Below are 15,279 nucleotides of genomic sequence, written 5' to 3' on the forward strand. Positions count from 1 at the left end.
AGACGGGCGACAGGCCTTCGGATGGCGTTTGCGCCTATCAGCAGCGGCCAGTGCGCAGCGCGACGGTCCAGTCGTCGCGCCCGCGCGCCGCTGCCGTCGCGGCGGCAGCGTCCCAGTCGTAGTCGACCGCATGGAATTCGGCGTGCCAGCCGGCCGCCGTGCGCGACACCATCGCGTAGCGCGCATGCGGCGTGCCGTTTTCGATCCGGTGCGGATGCGGATGATCGTCCGCGTACGCCTGCAATCCGACGCTGCCGGGATTCACGATCAGCCGGCCGTCTTCGAGTGTCGCGGCGCGCGGCACGTGCGTGTGGCCGCACAGGATCAGCGACGCCGTTTCGTTGCCCGCGCGTTGCGCGATCTCGTCCGGCGTCGCCGCGCGGCAGCCGTCGGGCGTCACCGTTTCGAGGAAATAGACGAGGTCGCTGGCCGGCGTGCCGTGCACCATCAGCACGTCGTCGTCGAGCATCAGCCGCGGCGGCAGCGCGGCGATCCACGCGAGATGCGCATCGCGCAGCGTGTCGCGCGCCCAGCGATCGGACAGCCGCAGCGATTCGCGATCGCCGCTCAGCAGCTGCCGCTCGTGATTGCCCTTGATCGTCGGCAGGTCGAGCGCGATCAGCCGGTCGGCCGTTTCGGCCGGATGCAGCGCGCCCGACACGATGTCGCCGAGATTCACGATCACGTCGGCGCCGCGGCGGCGGATGTCCGCGAGCACCGCGTCGAGCGCGGCGAGGTTGCCGTGGATGTCGGAGAGCGCGGCGATTTTCATGGCAGGCGTCGGAAAGGGGGGCGCGACGATTGTCGCGAATTCGGCGTGTGCCGTCCAATCGGCGATGCGGGCGATGCCAGGCAGCGACTGCGCTGCGCTCAGGCGGTGTCGGTTGCGAGGCGGGCGTACATCGCGAAATCGCCCGGCACGCCTCGCGCCGCGTATGTTGTCGGTCAGCACGACGCCCTGCATGCGCATGAAGCCGCCTTCGGTGAATGCCCAGGCCGTGACGCTCGCACACACTGCACGCGCGATGCCGCGGCCCCAATGCGTGGGCGCGATCCTCCGTTAGCCCCAGGGCATTTCTGCCGCGCCGCAGACTATCTCTATTTTCGAAATAAACTTTTTTCATTATTGCCCTTTCGACGGGAACCGGTTCCAACTACGATGGCGGCCGCACCGGGCATGCCCGATGCGCCATCGCGCGCGCCTGCGCGCGTCGATGCGTGCGGCACGCCGGCGACTCGCAGCGCCGCGCGACTACTCGCCGGCCGTCCGCCCCGGGCGGCCGAACACAGCTACAACAACGGGCCCGAGCCCGGAGACATCACAATCATGAACAAGCAACTGATCGCAGCGCCGCTGCTCCTCTCGCTCGCGGGCCTCGCATCCGCGCAAAGCTCCGTCACGCTGTACGGGATCGTCGATGCGGGCGTGACGTATCGCAGCAACGAACGCGTCGGCACGCCGGGCGCGTACACCGGGCACTCGAACGTCGGCTTGACGACCGGCAACCTGTCCGGCAGCCGCTGGGGCATCAAGGGCAGCGAGGATCTCGGCGGCGGCCTGCGCGCGCTGTTCGTGCTCGAGAACGGTTTCGACATCACGAACGGCACGTCCGGGCAAGGCGGACGCCAGTTCGGCCGGCAGGCGTTCGTCGGCGTCGGGAGCGACCGTTACGGCTCGATCACGCTCGGCCGCCAGTACACGTCGCTCGACGACTTCGTGAGCCCGGTCGGCCCGTCGTCGTTCATCGGCGGCTTCGGCGCGCATCCGGGCGACATCGACGATCTCGACCAGACCGCGCGCGTCGACAGCTCGATCAAGTACACGAGCGCGAACTATGCGGGCTTCACGTTCGGCGCGCTGTACGGCTTCGGCGGCCAGCCGGGCAGCATGAAGCAGCGCAATACGTGGAGCGTCGGCGCGGCCTATGCGGCGGGGCCGCTGCGTGTGGGCGTCGGCTACGAGCGTTCGGACAACAGCAAGACGGGCGCGACCGACACGACGCTCGGCAAGTGGCAGAGCACCGACGACGGCCTGTTCAACTCGTCGATCAACGAAGGCTATGCGAGCGCGCAATCGCAGCAGATCATCGCGACCGGCGCGACGTACGACTTCGGGCCGGCGGTGGTCGGCGTGAACTACAGCAACGTGCAGTACCGCAGCGGCGACCGCTCGCTGTTCAGCGGCCACGCGACGTTCAACGTGGCCGGCGTGTTCGCGCGCTGGAACGTGCGCCCGCAGACGCAGCTGTTCGCGGGCTACAGCTACACGCGCGGCAGCGACGTCGACGGCATCGACGATCGCGCGCAGTACCACAACGTGACGCTCGGCGCCGTCTACGACCTGTCGAAGCGCACCAGCGTCTATCTGCTCGGCGCGTACCAGCATGCGTCGGGGATGACGCTCGACGCGCTCGGCCGGCCGGTGGCCGCGACCGCGTCGGTGTCGGACAAGGCGAACGGCCATTCGTCCGATACGCAGTCTCAGGCGATCGTCAGCCTCGGGTTGCGTCAGCGGTTCTGACGCGGCGCGCAGCGTCGAACCCTTCCGATCGCCGGCGCGGCGCGCGGCTCGTCGACACGAGCCGCGCCACGCCGGTTCATTCTCCGCTCTCCGCCGCGCCCGCGGCGGACATCGTGCGACCGCGCGTGCGCGGCACGCACCGCTCCCGTTGCCGGCATTGCCGTGTCGCTTCCGGCGCTCCGGACGATATTTTTTCTTTCATTCGAATTTCTGTCTGTAATCATCGATGCGTTGCCACGGCAATTCAGTTGGATGCGCACGCATCAGAAAAATTGACGCATTTCCATTGAAAGAATCGGCAGAAAATTCCGTAAGAAATTAAACGGCACAATTGCATGAGCAAGACCGCGCGAATTCGGCATTGCGTCGGCCCGAACGACCATTGCGTCGCGCGAAGCCGTAGTCTCCGGATGGTAAAAAATGAATGAGATAATTCGCGTCGGCAAAAAAATGGTTTTTGCAGTATCACGAATATCGGATGTCCGTCGATTGACAGTGTCGAAACTGATGCGTTTTTAGGGGAAATCGTTCATGTCGATGAAACAAGTCCGCGCGCCATTGCTTGTAATGTGCATGATCCTGCTCGCGCCGGTCGCGCATGCGCAGACGCCATACACGACCGACTGGCTCGCGAACACGTTCGGCACACTGGCCGCCCACGTCGGCAACGGCGCGCGCTCGATGTGGGTCGCGCCCGAAGGCGTGATCTATACAGCCTCGCGCTGGGACGAAAACGCGGGCGGCGTCGCCATCTACCAGAACGGGCAGTCGCTCGGCACGATCGGCATCCACGACGAATTCCAGGGCGGCGCGATCACGGGCAACGCGACGTCGCTGTTCGTCGCCCTCGGCTACAACCGTACGTTCGGCAGCGGCTCGGTCGGCCGCTACAACCGCAGCACCAACGCGCGCGATCTGCGCATTCCGGTCAGCACGTGGACGGGCATTCAGTACGCCGACGTCATCACAGGCCTCGCGACGGCCGGCAATCTGCTGTATGCGAGCGACTTCTACGGGAATCGCGTGCGCGTCTATACGACCGACGGCGTGTGGCAGCGCGACATCGGCGTGCAAGGGCCGGGCGCACTCGCGATCGATGCGGCGGGCAATCTATGGGTCGCGCGCATGAGCGCGGGCGTGGTCGTCCAGTTCAGCCCGACCGGCACGCAGATGAATACGATCCAGATGGCGGCCGGGGCGCGGCCGTCGTCGCTGTACTTCGACGCATCGACCGGGCAGTTGATGGTGGGCGATCAAGGGCCCGACATGAACATCAAGATCTACGCGCTCATCGGCGTGCCGCTGCAGATCGGCACCTTCGGCGTGCAGGGCGGCTATCTGAACACGACGACGGGGATCAAGGGGCAGGTCGGCGACAAGCGCTTCACGCGCGTGGTCGGCATCGGCAAGGATGCGGCCGGCAATCTGTACGTGCTGAACAACGCGTGGGGCGGCGGCTGGGATCTCGGGCGCAACGGCAGCACCGACATCCACGCATACAGCCCGACCGGCGCGCTGCAATGGAAACTGCAGGCGCTGAACTTCGAGGGCGCCGCCGCCCCCGATCCGGCGACCGACGGCGCGTTCTTCTATAGCGGCAACAACGTCTATACGGGCACGGCGGGCGGCACGTTCGTCGCGAATACGATCGATCCGTTCACCTATCCGAAGGACCCGCGCCTCGACATGAACGACTATCAGCGCGGCCAGCATTTCGGGCAGCTCGTGACGGTCGGCGGCAACCGGATTCTGGTCGCGTCCGGTCAGAATCCCGGCAACTTCAACTTCTATCACTTCAATCCGGCGAGCGGCTACATCGCGATTCCCGACGGCTCGATTCCCGGCAAGCCGTTCAACACGAGCCTGCAGGTGACGGCCGGCTTCGCGATCGACGGCAACGGCGACGTGTGGGCCGGGCTCGACCGCACCAACAACATCTCGCACTACCCGATGACGGGCTTCGACGCGAACGGCAAGCCTTCGTGGGGTGCGCCCGAGCAGATCCAGATTCCGCGTTCGGTGCTGCCGCTCACGCGCATCATCTACCAGTCCGACAGCGACACGATGATCCTCGCGCAGGGCATTTCGGGCAGTTGGGACTGGACCGCGATGAACGGCCATATCGAGATCTATCGAGGCTGGAAAGCGGGCAACAAAACTACGCCGAGCCTCGCGATCGACCTGACGAGCGCAAACCCGAAGTCGATCGCGGCGGCCGGCCATTATCTGTTCGTCGGCTACGTGCACACGGTGCCGAACATCGACGTGTACGACCTGAACACGGGCGGCCTCGTCACGACGCTGACGAACTCGAACCCATCGGCGATGGATGTCGGCAACGACGTCGACTCGATGTACGGCATTCGCGCCTATCTGCGCTCGACCGGCGAATACGTGATCACGAAGGACAATTACAACGGCTCGAGTCTCGTCGTGTACCGCTGGCGGCCGTGACGGACGGCGCGGGCGATTGTCGACGGCAGGCCTGACGCACCGACCTATTCTCGTTCCGGCGACGCTTCCAGCCGCTTCATCGCCTCCGCGACCTCGTTCCTGAACCGCACGAGCGCGGCCTGCTCGGGCGCGGGCGGCTGCACGGCCGCCCAGAGCATGTCGATCAGCTGCGTCGCGGTCGTTTCCGTATCGAGCTTGCGGTGCCCGAGGATCGCGTCCCACAGCACGTGCTCGATCGGGCCGAACACCATCGAGCGCAGCAGGCTCAGCGGCATGTCGCGGCGCACCTGTCCGGCCGCCTGGCCGCGCGCGAGCACGCTCATTAGCGGCGCCGTGTAGCGGCGCTGCAGCGCGGTGAGCTCGTCGCTGAGCGCGTGCTGCTTCGCGCGGCCTTCGGACAGCACCAGTGCGCAGAGCCCCGTGCCGTTCACGAGCATCAGCCGCAGATGCGTACGCACGATGAACGCGAACTGCTGCTGCACAGTCGCCTCCTGCGGCATCCCGTGCTCGAACGCCGCGATGATTTCGTCATACCAGTCGGCGATCACGCGCGCGCACAGCTCGCGTTTGCCGCGGAAATAACTGAACACGGTCGCCTCCGACACGCCGACGCGTTGCGCGATCTCGGCGGCCGTCGCGTGCTCGTAACCCTTTTCGGCGAACACGTCGCGCCCGGCTCGCAGGATGTCCTGCACGCGCTGCTGGGATTTGCGGCCGGCGCGCGCGCGCGGCGCGTCGGCGCGCTCGGCTTTGTCGGTGGCGGTCATGGTGCGGGCGGTAGCGGCTGTCATCTCCGCATGATAACTGAGTGTCACTCAAAAAAGCTATTGACGCCCACCACGACGCCGCGCGAAACTGTGCGAAATTTCCGCATTAATGGTCAATGAATCGGCGTATTGCCCGATTTGAGCAAAACTCAGAAATCGGCGCATGCGACGCACTTTCTGGAGACGGAGGAGACATGAGCAACCTGCCCGGCGTGCAATTCATGCTCGGTGAAGATATCGAGATGCTGCGCGATGCCGTCGCGACATTCGCGGCGAAGGAAATCGCGCCGCGCGCGGCCGAGGTCGACCGCACCGACCAGTTTCCGATGGATCTCTGGAAGAAGTTCGGCGATCTCGGCGTGCTCGGTATGACGGTGGCCGAGGAGTACGGCGGCGCGAACATGGGCTACACCGCGCACATGGTCGCGATGGAGGAGATCTCGCGCGCATCGGCGTCGATCGGCCTGTCGTACGGCGCGCACTCGAATCTCTGCGTGAACCAGATCCACCGCAACGGCACCGAAGCGCAGAAGCGCAAGTATCTGCCGAAGCTCGTCTCGGGCGAACACATCGGCGCGCTCGCGATGAGCGAGCCGAATGCCGGCTCCGACGTCGTCAGCATGAAGCTGCGTGCGGACAAGCGCGGCGACCGCTACGTGCTGAACGGCACGAAGATGTGGATCACGAACGGTCCCGATTGCGACACGCTCGTCGTCTATGCGAAGACGGACGTCGACGCCGGTCCGCGCGGCATCACGGCCTTCATCGTCGAGAAGGGCATGAAGGGCTTCTCGGTCGCGCAGAAGCTCGACAAGCTCGGCATGCGCGGCTCGCATACCGGCGAGCTCGTGTTCCAGGACGTCGAGGTGCCGGAAGAGAACATCCTCGGCCAGCTCAACGGCGGCGTGAAGGTGCTGATGAGCGGCCTCGACTACGAGCGCGCGGTGCTGTCGGGCGGCCCGACGGGCATCATGGCCGCGTGTCTGGATGCGGTCGTTCCTTATATCCACGACCGCAAGCAGTTCGGCCAGTCGATCGGCGAGTTCCAGCTGATCCAGGGCAAGGTCGCCGACATGTACACCACGTTCCAGGCATGCCGCGCCTATCTGTACGCGGTCGGCCGCCATCTCGACTCGGCGGGCAGCGACCATATCCGCCAGGTGCGCAAGGACTGCGCGGGCGTGATCCTCTATACGGCCGAGAAGGCGACGTGGATGGCCGGCGAGGCGATCCAGATCCTCGGCGGCAACGGCTACATCAACGAATACCCGGTCGGCCGCCTGTGGCGCGACGCGAAGCTGTACGAGATCGGTGCCGGCACGAGCGAGATCCGCCGGATGCTGATCGGCCGCGAGCTGTTCGCGGAAACGATGTAACGCCCACGTCACGCGAACGGAGCTCCGTCGATGCCGATCATCGAATCCAAACTGAATCCGCGTTCGGAAGAATTCCGTGCGAATGCCGCGGCGCTCGAGGCGGTCGTCGCCGATCTGCGCGCGAAGATCGAGCAGCTCGCGCAAGGCGGCGGTCAGGCCGCACGCGACAAGCATCTGGCGCGCGGCAAGCTGCTGCCGCGGGACCGGATCGCGCAGCTGCTCGATCCGGGTTCGCCGTTTCTCGAGCTGTCGCAACTCGCGGCGAACGGGATGTACAACGACGACGCGCCGGGCGCCGGCATCATCACCGGCATCGGCCGGATCGCCGGCCGCGAATGCGTGATCGTCTGCAACGACGCGACGGTCAAGGGCGGCACGTACTATCCGATCACGGTGAAGAAGCACGTGCGCGCGCAGGAAATCGCCGCGGAAAACCGGCTGCCGTGCGTGTATCTCGTCGATTCGGGCGGCGCGAACCTGCCGAACCAGGACGACGTGTTCCCCGATCGCGACCACTTCGGCCGCATCTTTTTCAATCAGGCGACGATGTCGGCGGCCGGCATCGCGCAGATCGCGGTCGTGATGGGTTCCTGCACGGCGGGCGGCGCCTACGTGCCGGCGATGAGCGACGAGTCGATCATCGTGAAGAACCAGGGCACGATTTTTCTCGGCGGCCCGCCGCTCGTGAAGGCGGCAACCGGCGAGGAAGTGAGCGCCGAGGATCTCGGCGGCGGCGACGTGCATACGCGGCTGTCGGGCGTTGCCGATCATCTCGCGCAGAACGACGCGCATGCGCTGTCGATCGCGCGCAGCATCGTCGGTCATCTGGCGCCGAAGATTCCGTCGCCGGTCGCGGTACGCGAGCCGAAGCCGCCGCGCTACGACGCAGCGAGCCTCTACGGCGTGATTCCCGTCGATACGCGCAAGCCGTTCGACGTGCGCGAGGTGATCGCGCGCATCGTCGACGATTCCGAGTTCGACGAGTTCAAGGCGCGCTACGGCACGACGCTCGTCACGGGCTTCGCGCATATCTGGGGCTATCCGGTCGGGATCGTCGCGAACAACGGCATCCTGTTTTCCGAGTCGGCGGTAAAGGGCGCGCACTTCATCGAGCTGTGCTGCCAGCGCAAGATTCCGCTCGTGTTCCTGCAGAACATCACGGGCTTCATGGTTGGCCGCAAGTACGAGAACGAAGGCATCGCGCGGCACGGCGCGAAGATGGTGACGGCCGTGTCGAACGCGAAGGTGCCGAAGTTCACGGTGATCATCGGCGGCTCGTTCGGCGCCGGCAACTACGGGATGTGCGGCCGCGCGTTCGGTCCGCGCTTCCTGTGGATGTGGCCGAACGCGCGGATCTCGGTGATGGGCGGCGAGCAGGCCGCGTCGGTGCTCGCGACCGTGCGCCGCGACGGGATCGAGGCGAAGGGCGGCACGTGGTCCGCGCAGGAGGAGGAGGCGTTCAAGCAGCCGATCCGCGAGCAGTACGAGCGTCAAGGCCATCCGTACTATGCGAGCGCGCGGCTCTGGGACGACGGCGTGATCGACCCCGCGCAGACGCGCGACGTGCTCGGCCTCGGGCTCGCCGCGGCGATGAACGCGCCGATCGACGAGACGCGCTTCGGCGTGTTCCGCATGTGATGCCGGGGAGGACTGACCGATGCGATACGAAACGATCAAGGTAAGCGAAGCCGGCCGCGTCGCGACCGTCACGCTGGCGCGCCCCGACGTGCGCAACGCGTTCAACGAGACGGCGATCGCCGAGCTGACCACCGCGTTCGAATGGCTCGACGCGCACGAGGGCGTGCGCGCGGTCGTGCTCGCGGCCGAAGGCCCGGCCTTCTGCGCGGGCGCCGACCTGAACTGGATGAAGAAGATGGCGGGCTACTCGGACGACGAGAACCGCGCCGACGCGCGCAAGCTCGCACGGATGCTCGAGGCGATCCACCGCTGCGGCAAGCCGGTCATCGCGCGCGTGCAGGGCGATGCGTACGCCGGCGGTGTCGGTCTCGTGGCCGCGGCCGACATCGCGATCGCGGCCGACACCGCGAAGTTCTGCCTGTCCGAAGCGCGGCTCGGGCTGATTCCGGCGACGATCGCACCGTACGTCGTGCGCGCGATGGGCGAGCGCGCGGCGCGCCGCTACTTCACGACCGCCGAGGTGTTCGACAGCGCGCGTGCGGCGTCGCTCGGCTTCATCCACGATGCGGTGCCGGCCGCGGCGCTCGACGAGACCGTCGCGAAGCTGGCCGCGACGCTGGTCGCGAACGGCCCCGATGCGGTGCGCGCGTGCAAGCGGCTCGTCGCCGACGTCGCGGGCCGTCCGCTCGATGCGGCGCTGATCGAGCAGACCGCGGACTGGATCGCGCGTACCCGCGCGGGCGCGGAAGCGCGCGAAGGGATCGCGTCCTTCCTGGAGAAACGCACGCCGTCCTGGCGTGATTGAACGCGCGGCGGCCGGCGCCGCCCGTGTCGCGTGACCCCAACCTTTTCCGGACGACAGCCATGTTCGACAAGATTCTGATCGCCAACCGCGGCGAAATCGCGTGCCGCGTCGCCGCGACGTGCAAACGTCTCGGGATTGCCAGCGTCGCCGTCTATTCCGACGCCGATGCGAATGCGAAGCACGTCGCCGCGTGCGACGAAGCGGTGCATATCGGCGGCTCGGCGGCCGCGGACAGCTATCTGCGCATCGAGCGCATCATCGAAGCCGCGCGCGCGACCGGCGCACAGGCGATTCATCCCGGCTACGGCTTCCTGTCGGAGAACGAGGATTTCGCGCAGGCGTGCGCGGCGGCCGACATCGTGTTCATCGGGCCGCCGGTCGACGCGATCGCCGCGATGGGCTCGAAGGCCGCGGCCAAGGCGCTGATGCACGCGGCCGCGGTGCCGCTCGTGCCCGGCTATCACGGCGACGACCAGAACCCGGCGACGCTGCACCGCGAGGCCGATGCGATCGGCTACCCGGTGCTGTTGAAGGCGAGCGCGGGCGGCGGCGGCAAGGGCATGCGCGTGGTCGAGCGTTCCGACGATTTCCCCGCGGCGCTCGCCTCGTGCCAGCGCGAAGCGGCGAGCAGCTTCGGCAACGATCGCGTGCTGATCGAGAAGTATCTGACGCGTCCGCGCCACGTCGAGGTGCAGGTGTTCGGCGATACGCACGGCAACACCGTGTATCTGTTCGACCGCGACTGCTCGGTGCAGCGCCGTCACCAGAAGGTGCTCGAGGAAGCGCCGGCGCCGGGCCTGTCCGACGACGTGCGCCGCGCGATGGGCGAGGCGGCCGTCGCGGCCGCTCGCGCGGTCGGCTATGTCGGCGCGGGTACCGTCGAGTTCATCATGACGGGCGACGCGTTCTACTTCATGGAGATGAACACGCGTCTGCAGGTCGAGCATCCGGTCACCGAGATGGTCACGAGGCTCGATCTCGTCGAATGGCAGCTGCGCGTCGCGGCCGGCGAGCCGCTGCCGCTGAAGCAGGACGAGCTGCGCGTGCAGGGCCATGCGATCGAGGCGCGGCTCTATGCGGAAAATCCGTCGCGCGGCTTCCTGCCGTCGACCGGCACGCTCAAGCATCTGCGGCTGCCGGACGGCGTCGAGTTCGATATCGGCGCGCCCGTGCGCGTCGACAGCGGCGTGCGCGAAGGCGATGCGATCACGCCGTTCTACGATCCGATGATCGCGAAGCTGATCGTGCACGGCGCCGATCGCGACGAAGCGCTCGGCCGGATGCTGCGCGCGCTGCGCGCGTGCGAGGTAGTCGGCCTGCACACGAACGCCGGTTTCCTGCAGCGGATCGTCGCGTGCGAGCCGTTCGCGACGGCCGATCTCGACACGGGGCTGATCGAGCGCAATCACGATGTGCTGTTCGCGCCGCAACAGCCGCCGCGTGCGTCGCTCGCGCTGGCCTGCGCGGCGCTGCTCGCGCGCGAACGCGACGCGGCCGGCGACGGTTCGTCGCCGTGGAGCGCGTTGTCGGACTGGCGGCTGAACGCCGGCTATCGGCGCACGTTCGAATGGCACGCGGTCGAGCGCGAGGCTGACGTGACGGTCGCGTACGACCATGACGGCGCCGCCGCGCGAATCGCCGTCGGCGACGGCGCCGCGCAGTCGTTCGCGTGGTCGCGCGGCGCGACGCCGCTCGACTTCGACGTGTTGCTCGACGGCGTACGCAGCAGCGGCCGCGTGATCGTCGATGGCGACAGCTTCCACGTGTTCACGCAGGGCACGGCCGAAACGTTCGAGTGGCGCAACCTGCTCGCGCACGCGGGCGATGCCGAGCACGGCGGCGGCCGCCTGACCGCGCCGATGCCGGGCAAGGTGATCGCGGTGCTCGTCGAGCCCGGCCAGCGCGTCGAGCCCGGCACACCGCTGATCGTGATGGAGGCGATGAAGATGGAGCACACGATCGGCGCGCCGAGCGCGGGCGTCGTCGCCGAAGTGCTGTATGCGGTCGGCGATCAGGTCGCCGACGGCGCGCAACTGCTCGTGATGGCGGAAGCCGAAGCTGCGCGTGCGTGAGGACCGTCGGCGGTCCTCGCGCATCGGTGCGCGCGGCTGAAACGCGGCGGGCGGCGTCCCGGCGCGCGATCGTCGCGACGATCGGGGCTGCCGGCGAAGCCGCGCGCCGGAACGCAGGCGCGCTTGGACCGGGCGATACATCGCCCGGTCGCTGCTGACGATCCATGACAGTCGGCGCGTCGATGCTCGGCTAGAATGCGAGTCGTTTCGGCCTGCGCGGACGCGCACGCTACACTGGATCTTTCCTTTCCTGTCCCGCCGACGATGACGTCTCCTGTCCTGAACGGCCTGCGCATCGGTATCACGATCGGTCTGCGCACCCCCGACGAAAGCCTGTGGATCAACGGCATCAAGCAGAACGCGCTGTTTCTCGCGAAGCTGCTGATGGCGTCGCCGCACGGCTACCGCGTCACGCTCGTCAACACGACGGCCGTACCGCTGACCGACGCGCTGCCGTGGGATCGCCGCGTGTTCGACACGCGCGCGTTCGCCGACATGAAGGATGCGCTCGACGTGCTGATCGAGCTCGGCGGGCAGATCGACGCGGAACAGACCGCATACCTGAAGGCGCGCGGCGCGAAGATCGTCAGCTATTGCTGCGGTGTCGAGTACATCAATGCGATGGAGTCGATCCTGTTCGGCCGGCGGCTCTGGGACACGCTGTTCATCAACCGCGGCTACGACGAAGTGTGGGCGATTCCGCAGATCGCGCCGTCGTCGCTGCCGTTCCTGCAGTCGTTGCGCCGCTGCCCGGGCCGCGTCGTGCCGTTCGTGTGGGATCCGATGTTCCTGACCGAGCGCGCGCAGTCGCTGCCGGAACACGGCGAATACCGGCCGCGCGGCGAGCGCGGCAAGCGGCTGACGGTGATGGAGCCGAATCACGACGTCGTGAAGTTCTGTGTCTATCCGATGCTGATCATCGACGAGGCGTACCGTCGCGATCCCGATGCGATCGCCTTCACGCACGTGACGAACGCGGAGCGCCTCGCGCACGAGAGCCCCGAATTCGTGATGCTGATGAACTATCTGGACATCGTGCGCGCGGGCAAGGCGAGCTTCGTCGGACGTTTCGACACGCCGGTTTTCCTCGCGGAGCTGACCGATGTGGTCGTGTCGCACCAGTGGTCGAATCCGCTGAACTATTTCTACTTCGACGTGTGCTGGCAAGGCTATCCGCTCGTGCATAACGCGAGCCTCGCGCCCGATCTCGGCTATTACTATCCCGACAACGACGTTCAGCAGGGCGCCGATGCGTTGCTGCGCGCGCTGCATGCGCACGACGACGACTGGGAAGCCTATACGCGCCGCCAGCGCGAGATTCTGCGCCGCTATACGTCGGCGAGCCCGGCGCTCGTGGCCGAATACGATGCGCTGCTCGCGAACCTGACCGGTGCGAGAACCGCGTAAGGCGCGGCGTGCCGGGCGCGGGGGCGCGCTGAAAAGGAACCGCCGAACCTCGACGGTTCGACGGCTTTCAAGGCACGAATTCGACGGTTCCGAGGAATCCGTCGAAAATCATTTTATAGGTGAACGATTCTGAAAATTTGTTAAATAGTTTTCAATCGGCAATTTTTATATAATGCGTTCGGATTGCCTGTTTTAAATTCCGGTCATTATGTCTATATATTTAATAATATCGTATTAAACGCGATAATTAGCTGGCGGTGCGAACGAGTATACGGAGTGTGGCACCTCCAAATCATCTGCGCCATGTGCAAAGCACGTCGCGGACGTGTCCCACATAATGGCCCGCCGGCCGTTCGCGATGCGATTTATCCGATCAAACGCGCCGGGTCGCACGCCGGCATAATCATTCCCCTGCCGTGCATAATAACGTCCCGTTTTCTCTTCGCGATATCGAATCGAACGGTAGCGGAGCCGCGTCCCGCATTGTGTAAGCTTTCGTACAGTCCATGCAAAGCGCGTCGCGTATTTTCGGCGGATGAATACGGTTGAAAATAACGAATTCGACGGTGTGCTGAAATGGCAAGTACGCTTCCGAAGAAGATCGAAGACACGGGATGAGCCGGGTAAGCGGCGGAGCGCGATCGTTGCGCTCCGCGTGTCGCGTCGGGTCGGTCGCCAGCGGCGGCCCACCACTAGCCGGAGCACCGGATGAATGCGGTCGAACGTCGCCTGACGGCGGACAGGGAACAGAATCGGGAAGCGAGTCGTGATGAAATCGGTAAGGTGTTCGGCGTGCCGGACGGTCCTGTCGACCTCGCTTCGGTACGCAGTTTCGTAGAAAGCCGGCTTGAATTCGTGTACGAGCCGGTGTGCCGCGCCGACCTGTCGGGCGGCGTCCTGTATGACGAATGTCTCGCGCGGCTGCGGCGCGACGCGCGCGGCGCATGGCCGCCGATCGCCTTTTTGCCGCGCCTCGAATCGCTCGGGCTGATGCGCTGGTTCGACCGGCTGGTCGTGAACCGCACGATCGATCAGCTGCGCGCCGATCCAACGGCCGTCTACGGCTGCAACATGTCCGCCTCGAGCGCGGTGATGGACGACGCGTGGCGGCCGACCTTCGCGCGGCTCGAACGCGAGCCCTCCGTCGCCGCGCGGCTCGTCGTCGAAATCACCGAGACGGGGCCGCTGAATCCGGTCGCGGGCCGCACGTTCGTGGCGCGGTTCCGGCAGGCCGGATGCCGCATCGCGATCGATGACTTCGGAATCGGCTTCAGTGCACTGAACAATCTGGCGGTCGGCAACCCCGACATCGTGAAGCTCGACCGCTCGATTCTGCCGATGATCAAGCGCAACGCGATCGGGCGCTACCAGCTTCGGCGGCTGATCGCGTTCGCGCACGAGGGTGCGCGTCACGTCGTCGTCGAGGGCGTCGAAAACGAAATGGATCGGCAGATGATCGTAGAGGCCGGCGTCGCGTGGGCGCAGGGCATTCGTTTCTCATGGCGTTCGCCGGCTGCCGCATGACGGCGCACGCACGGTCGCATGGCGTCGCGTGTGCCCGCGCACGGCCGCGCGATCGCAACAGGGGCATCGGCATGGCGGGGACGAACCAGGCGGCCACGGAAGAAGCCGCGCTACCGGTAATGGATGCGCGCTCGCTCGCGGCAATCGTCGAACTGGCCGACATGCTGCGCCAGCTCGGCGCCGCGTCGTCGGGCCGGCCGATCGATGTCGCGCCGTTCCTCGACGGGTTGACGACCGTGTCCGCGCGCATTCATCGCATCAAGCCGCTCGATGCGGCCGACCGGCAACTGGCCGCGCGGCATTATTACGCCGGCGTACTGGCGGGCGCGTGCGGCGACGAGTCGGCCGTCGCGCTCGGCGTGGCCGAACGGCTGGCGCGGCTGGCCGGCGGCGCCAGCCGCGCGTCGATGCGTCGCTTCGCGGTGCTCATGCGCATCGGTCGGCTGCACGGCCGTGCGTTCGCCGCGCACTGCGAGCGGCGCGCACGCCCGTAGCGGCACGGCGTCGGCGCCATGCGTGCGCGAAACCGCCGTGGACGATCGCCATCGTCGCCATCGTTGGCATGGCGCGATCGACCGCATCGTCCCGTTGTCCGGCGCGCGCCGAGCGCGCGATCCGGTTGCCCCGATATTGCGCGGAGCGCGTTTCCGTTGCCTGGTGCGCGTCTGCGTTTCGGCTCGGCAGTAGCCGCACGGCCGGCAGCACGCGCGCGCCC

At 66.7% G+C, this 15,279-nt stretch carries 11 protein-coding genes and 1 pseudogene; 9 read left to right on the forward strand and 3 right to left on the reverse strand.

The genetic code is table 11. The annotated features are described in order from the left end of the window. Positions 1-37: 37 nt before the first annotated feature. Positions 38-772, reverse strand: a complete 735-nt coding sequence (locus tag BCR55_RS22790) for a metallophosphoesterase (protein ID WP_065496729.1) — start codon at positions 770-772, stop codon at positions 38-40. Positions 773-870: 98 nt separating this feature from the next. After that, a pseudogene (locus BCR55_RS33590) lies at positions 871-1,054 on the reverse strand (GNAT family N-acetyltransferase); the annotation flags it as partial. Positions 1,055-1,327: 273 nt separating this feature from the next. On the opposite strand from BCR55_RS33590, the gene BCR55_RS22795 reads away from it, so the two are divergent. Together BCR55_RS22795 and BCR55_RS22800 are read left to right on the forward strand one after the other, a co-directional pair. Next, entirely contained in the window at positions 1,328-2,521 is a 1,194-nt protein-coding gene (locus tag BCR55_RS22795) for a porin (protein ID WP_035946791.1), read from the forward strand. Between the two features lie 531 nt (positions 2,522-3,052). Continuing rightward, positions 3,053-4,975: an SMP-30/gluconolactonase/LRE family protein gene (locus tag BCR55_RS22800; RefSeq protein ID WP_065496034.1), complete on the forward strand. Its 1,923-nt coding sequence runs from the start codon at positions 3,053-3,055 to the stop codon at positions 4,973-4,975. Positions 4,976-5,019: 44 nt separating this feature from the next. On the opposite strand, the gene BCR55_RS22805 is transcribed toward BCR55_RS22800, so the two are convergent. Beyond that, positions 5,020-5,766: a TetR/AcrR family transcriptional regulator gene (locus tag BCR55_RS22805; protein ID WP_175403844.1), complete on the reverse strand. Its 747-nt coding sequence runs from the start codon at positions 5,764-5,766 to the stop codon at positions 5,020-5,022. Positions 5,767-5,936: 170 nt separating this feature from the next. On the opposite strand from BCR55_RS22805, the gene BCR55_RS22810 reads away from it, so the two are divergent. From BCR55_RS22810 to BCR55_RS22840, 7 genes are all read left to right on the forward strand, one after another. Next, positions 5,937-7,118 carry an isovaleryl-CoA dehydrogenase gene (locus BCR55_RS22810; protein WP_006396266.1) on the forward strand — a complete coding sequence of 394 codons (1,182 nt, stop codon included), beginning with the start codon at positions 5,937-5,939 and terminating at the stop codon, positions 7,116-7,118. Between the two features lie 30 nt (positions 7,119-7,148). Continuing rightward, positions 7,149-8,756, forward strand: a complete 1,608-nt coding sequence (locus BCR55_RS22815; RefSeq protein ID WP_006396267.1) for a carboxyl transferase domain-containing protein — start codon at positions 7,149-7,151, stop codon at positions 8,754-8,756. A 19-nt stretch (positions 8,757-8,775) separates the two neighbouring features. Further along, complete coding sequence (locus BCR55_RS22820; RefSeq protein ID WP_006396268.1) at positions 8,776-9,561, forward strand: enoyl-CoA hydratase/isomerase family protein; 786 nt, start codon at positions 8,776-8,778, stop codon at positions 9,559-9,561. Positions 9,562-9,620: 59 nt separating this feature from the next. Continuing rightward, positions 9,621-11,633, forward strand: a complete 2,013-nt coding sequence (locus tag BCR55_RS22825) for an acetyl/propionyl/methylcrotonyl-CoA carboxylase subunit alpha (protein WP_006396269.1) — start codon at positions 9,621-9,623, stop codon at positions 11,631-11,633. 264 nt (positions 11,634-11,897) lie between these two features. Continuing rightward, positions 11,898-13,040, forward strand: coding sequence for a DUF2827 domain-containing protein (locus BCR55_RS22830; RefSeq protein WP_006405955.1), 1,143 nt, complete (start codon positions 11,898-11,900; stop codon positions 13,038-13,040). Positions 13,041-13,748: 708 nt separating this feature from the next. After that, positions 13,749-14,564 (forward strand): EAL domain-containing protein, encoded by an 816-nt coding sequence (locus BCR55_RS22835; RefSeq protein WP_006405956.1) that lies wholly within the window; start codon positions 13,749-13,751, stop codon positions 14,562-14,564. Positions 14,565-14,683: 119 nt separating this feature from the next. Continuing rightward, entirely contained in the window at positions 14,684-15,058 is a 375-nt protein-coding gene (locus BCR55_RS22840) for a hypothetical protein (protein WP_006410096.1), read from the forward strand. Positions 15,059-15,279 lie beyond the last annotated feature (221 nt).

The sequence above is a fragment of the Burkholderia sp. CCA53 genome (genome assembly GCF_001685525.1).
In the GTDB taxonomy this organism is placed as follows: domain Bacteria; phylum Pseudomonadota; class Gammaproteobacteria; order Burkholderiales; family Burkholderiaceae; genus Burkholderia; species Burkholderia multivorans.

Bases quoted from the DNA above. Each gene is read 5' to 3' on its own strand.
- BCR55_RS22825 (WP_006396269.1), top strand. From the start codon at position 9,621: ATGTTCGACAAGATTCTGATCGCCAACCGCGGCGAAATCGCGTGCCGC.
- BCR55_RS22790 (WP_065496729.1), bottom strand. From the start codon at position 772: ATGAAAATCGCCGCGCTCTCCGACATCCACGGCAACCTCGCCGCGCTC.
- BCR55_RS22830 (WP_006405955.1), top strand. From the start codon at position 11,898: ATGACGTCTCCTGTCCTGAACGGCCTGCGCATCGGTATCACGATCGGT.
- BCR55_RS22800 (WP_065496034.1), top strand. From the start codon at position 3,053: ATGTCGATGAAACAAGTCCGCGCGCCATTGCTTGTAATGTGCATGATC.
- BCR55_RS22795 (WP_035946791.1), top strand. From the start codon at position 1,328: ATGAACAAGCAACTGATCGCAGCGCCGCTGCTCCTCTCGCTCGCGGGC.
- BCR55_RS22810 (WP_006396266.1), top strand. From the start codon at position 5,937: ATGAGCAACCTGCCCGGCGTGCAATTCATGCTCGGTGAAGATATCGAG.
- BCR55_RS22820 (WP_006396268.1), top strand. From the start codon at position 8,776: ATGCGATACGAAACGATCAAGGTAAGCGAAGCCGGCCGCGTCGCGACC.
- BCR55_RS22840 (WP_006410096.1), top strand. From the start codon at position 14,684: ATGGATGCGCGCTCGCTCGCGGCAATCGTCGAACTGGCCGACATGCTG.
- BCR55_RS22815 (WP_006396267.1), top strand. From the start codon at position 7,149: ATGCCGATCATCGAATCCAAACTGAATCCGCGTTCGGAAGAATTCCGT.
- BCR55_RS22805 (WP_175403844.1), bottom strand. From the start codon at position 5,766: ATGACAGCCGCTACCGCCCGCACCATGACCGCCACCGACAAAGCCGAG.
- BCR55_RS22835 (WP_006405956.1), top strand. From the start codon at position 13,749: ATGAATGCGGTCGAACGTCGCCTGACGGCGGACAGGGAACAGAATCGG.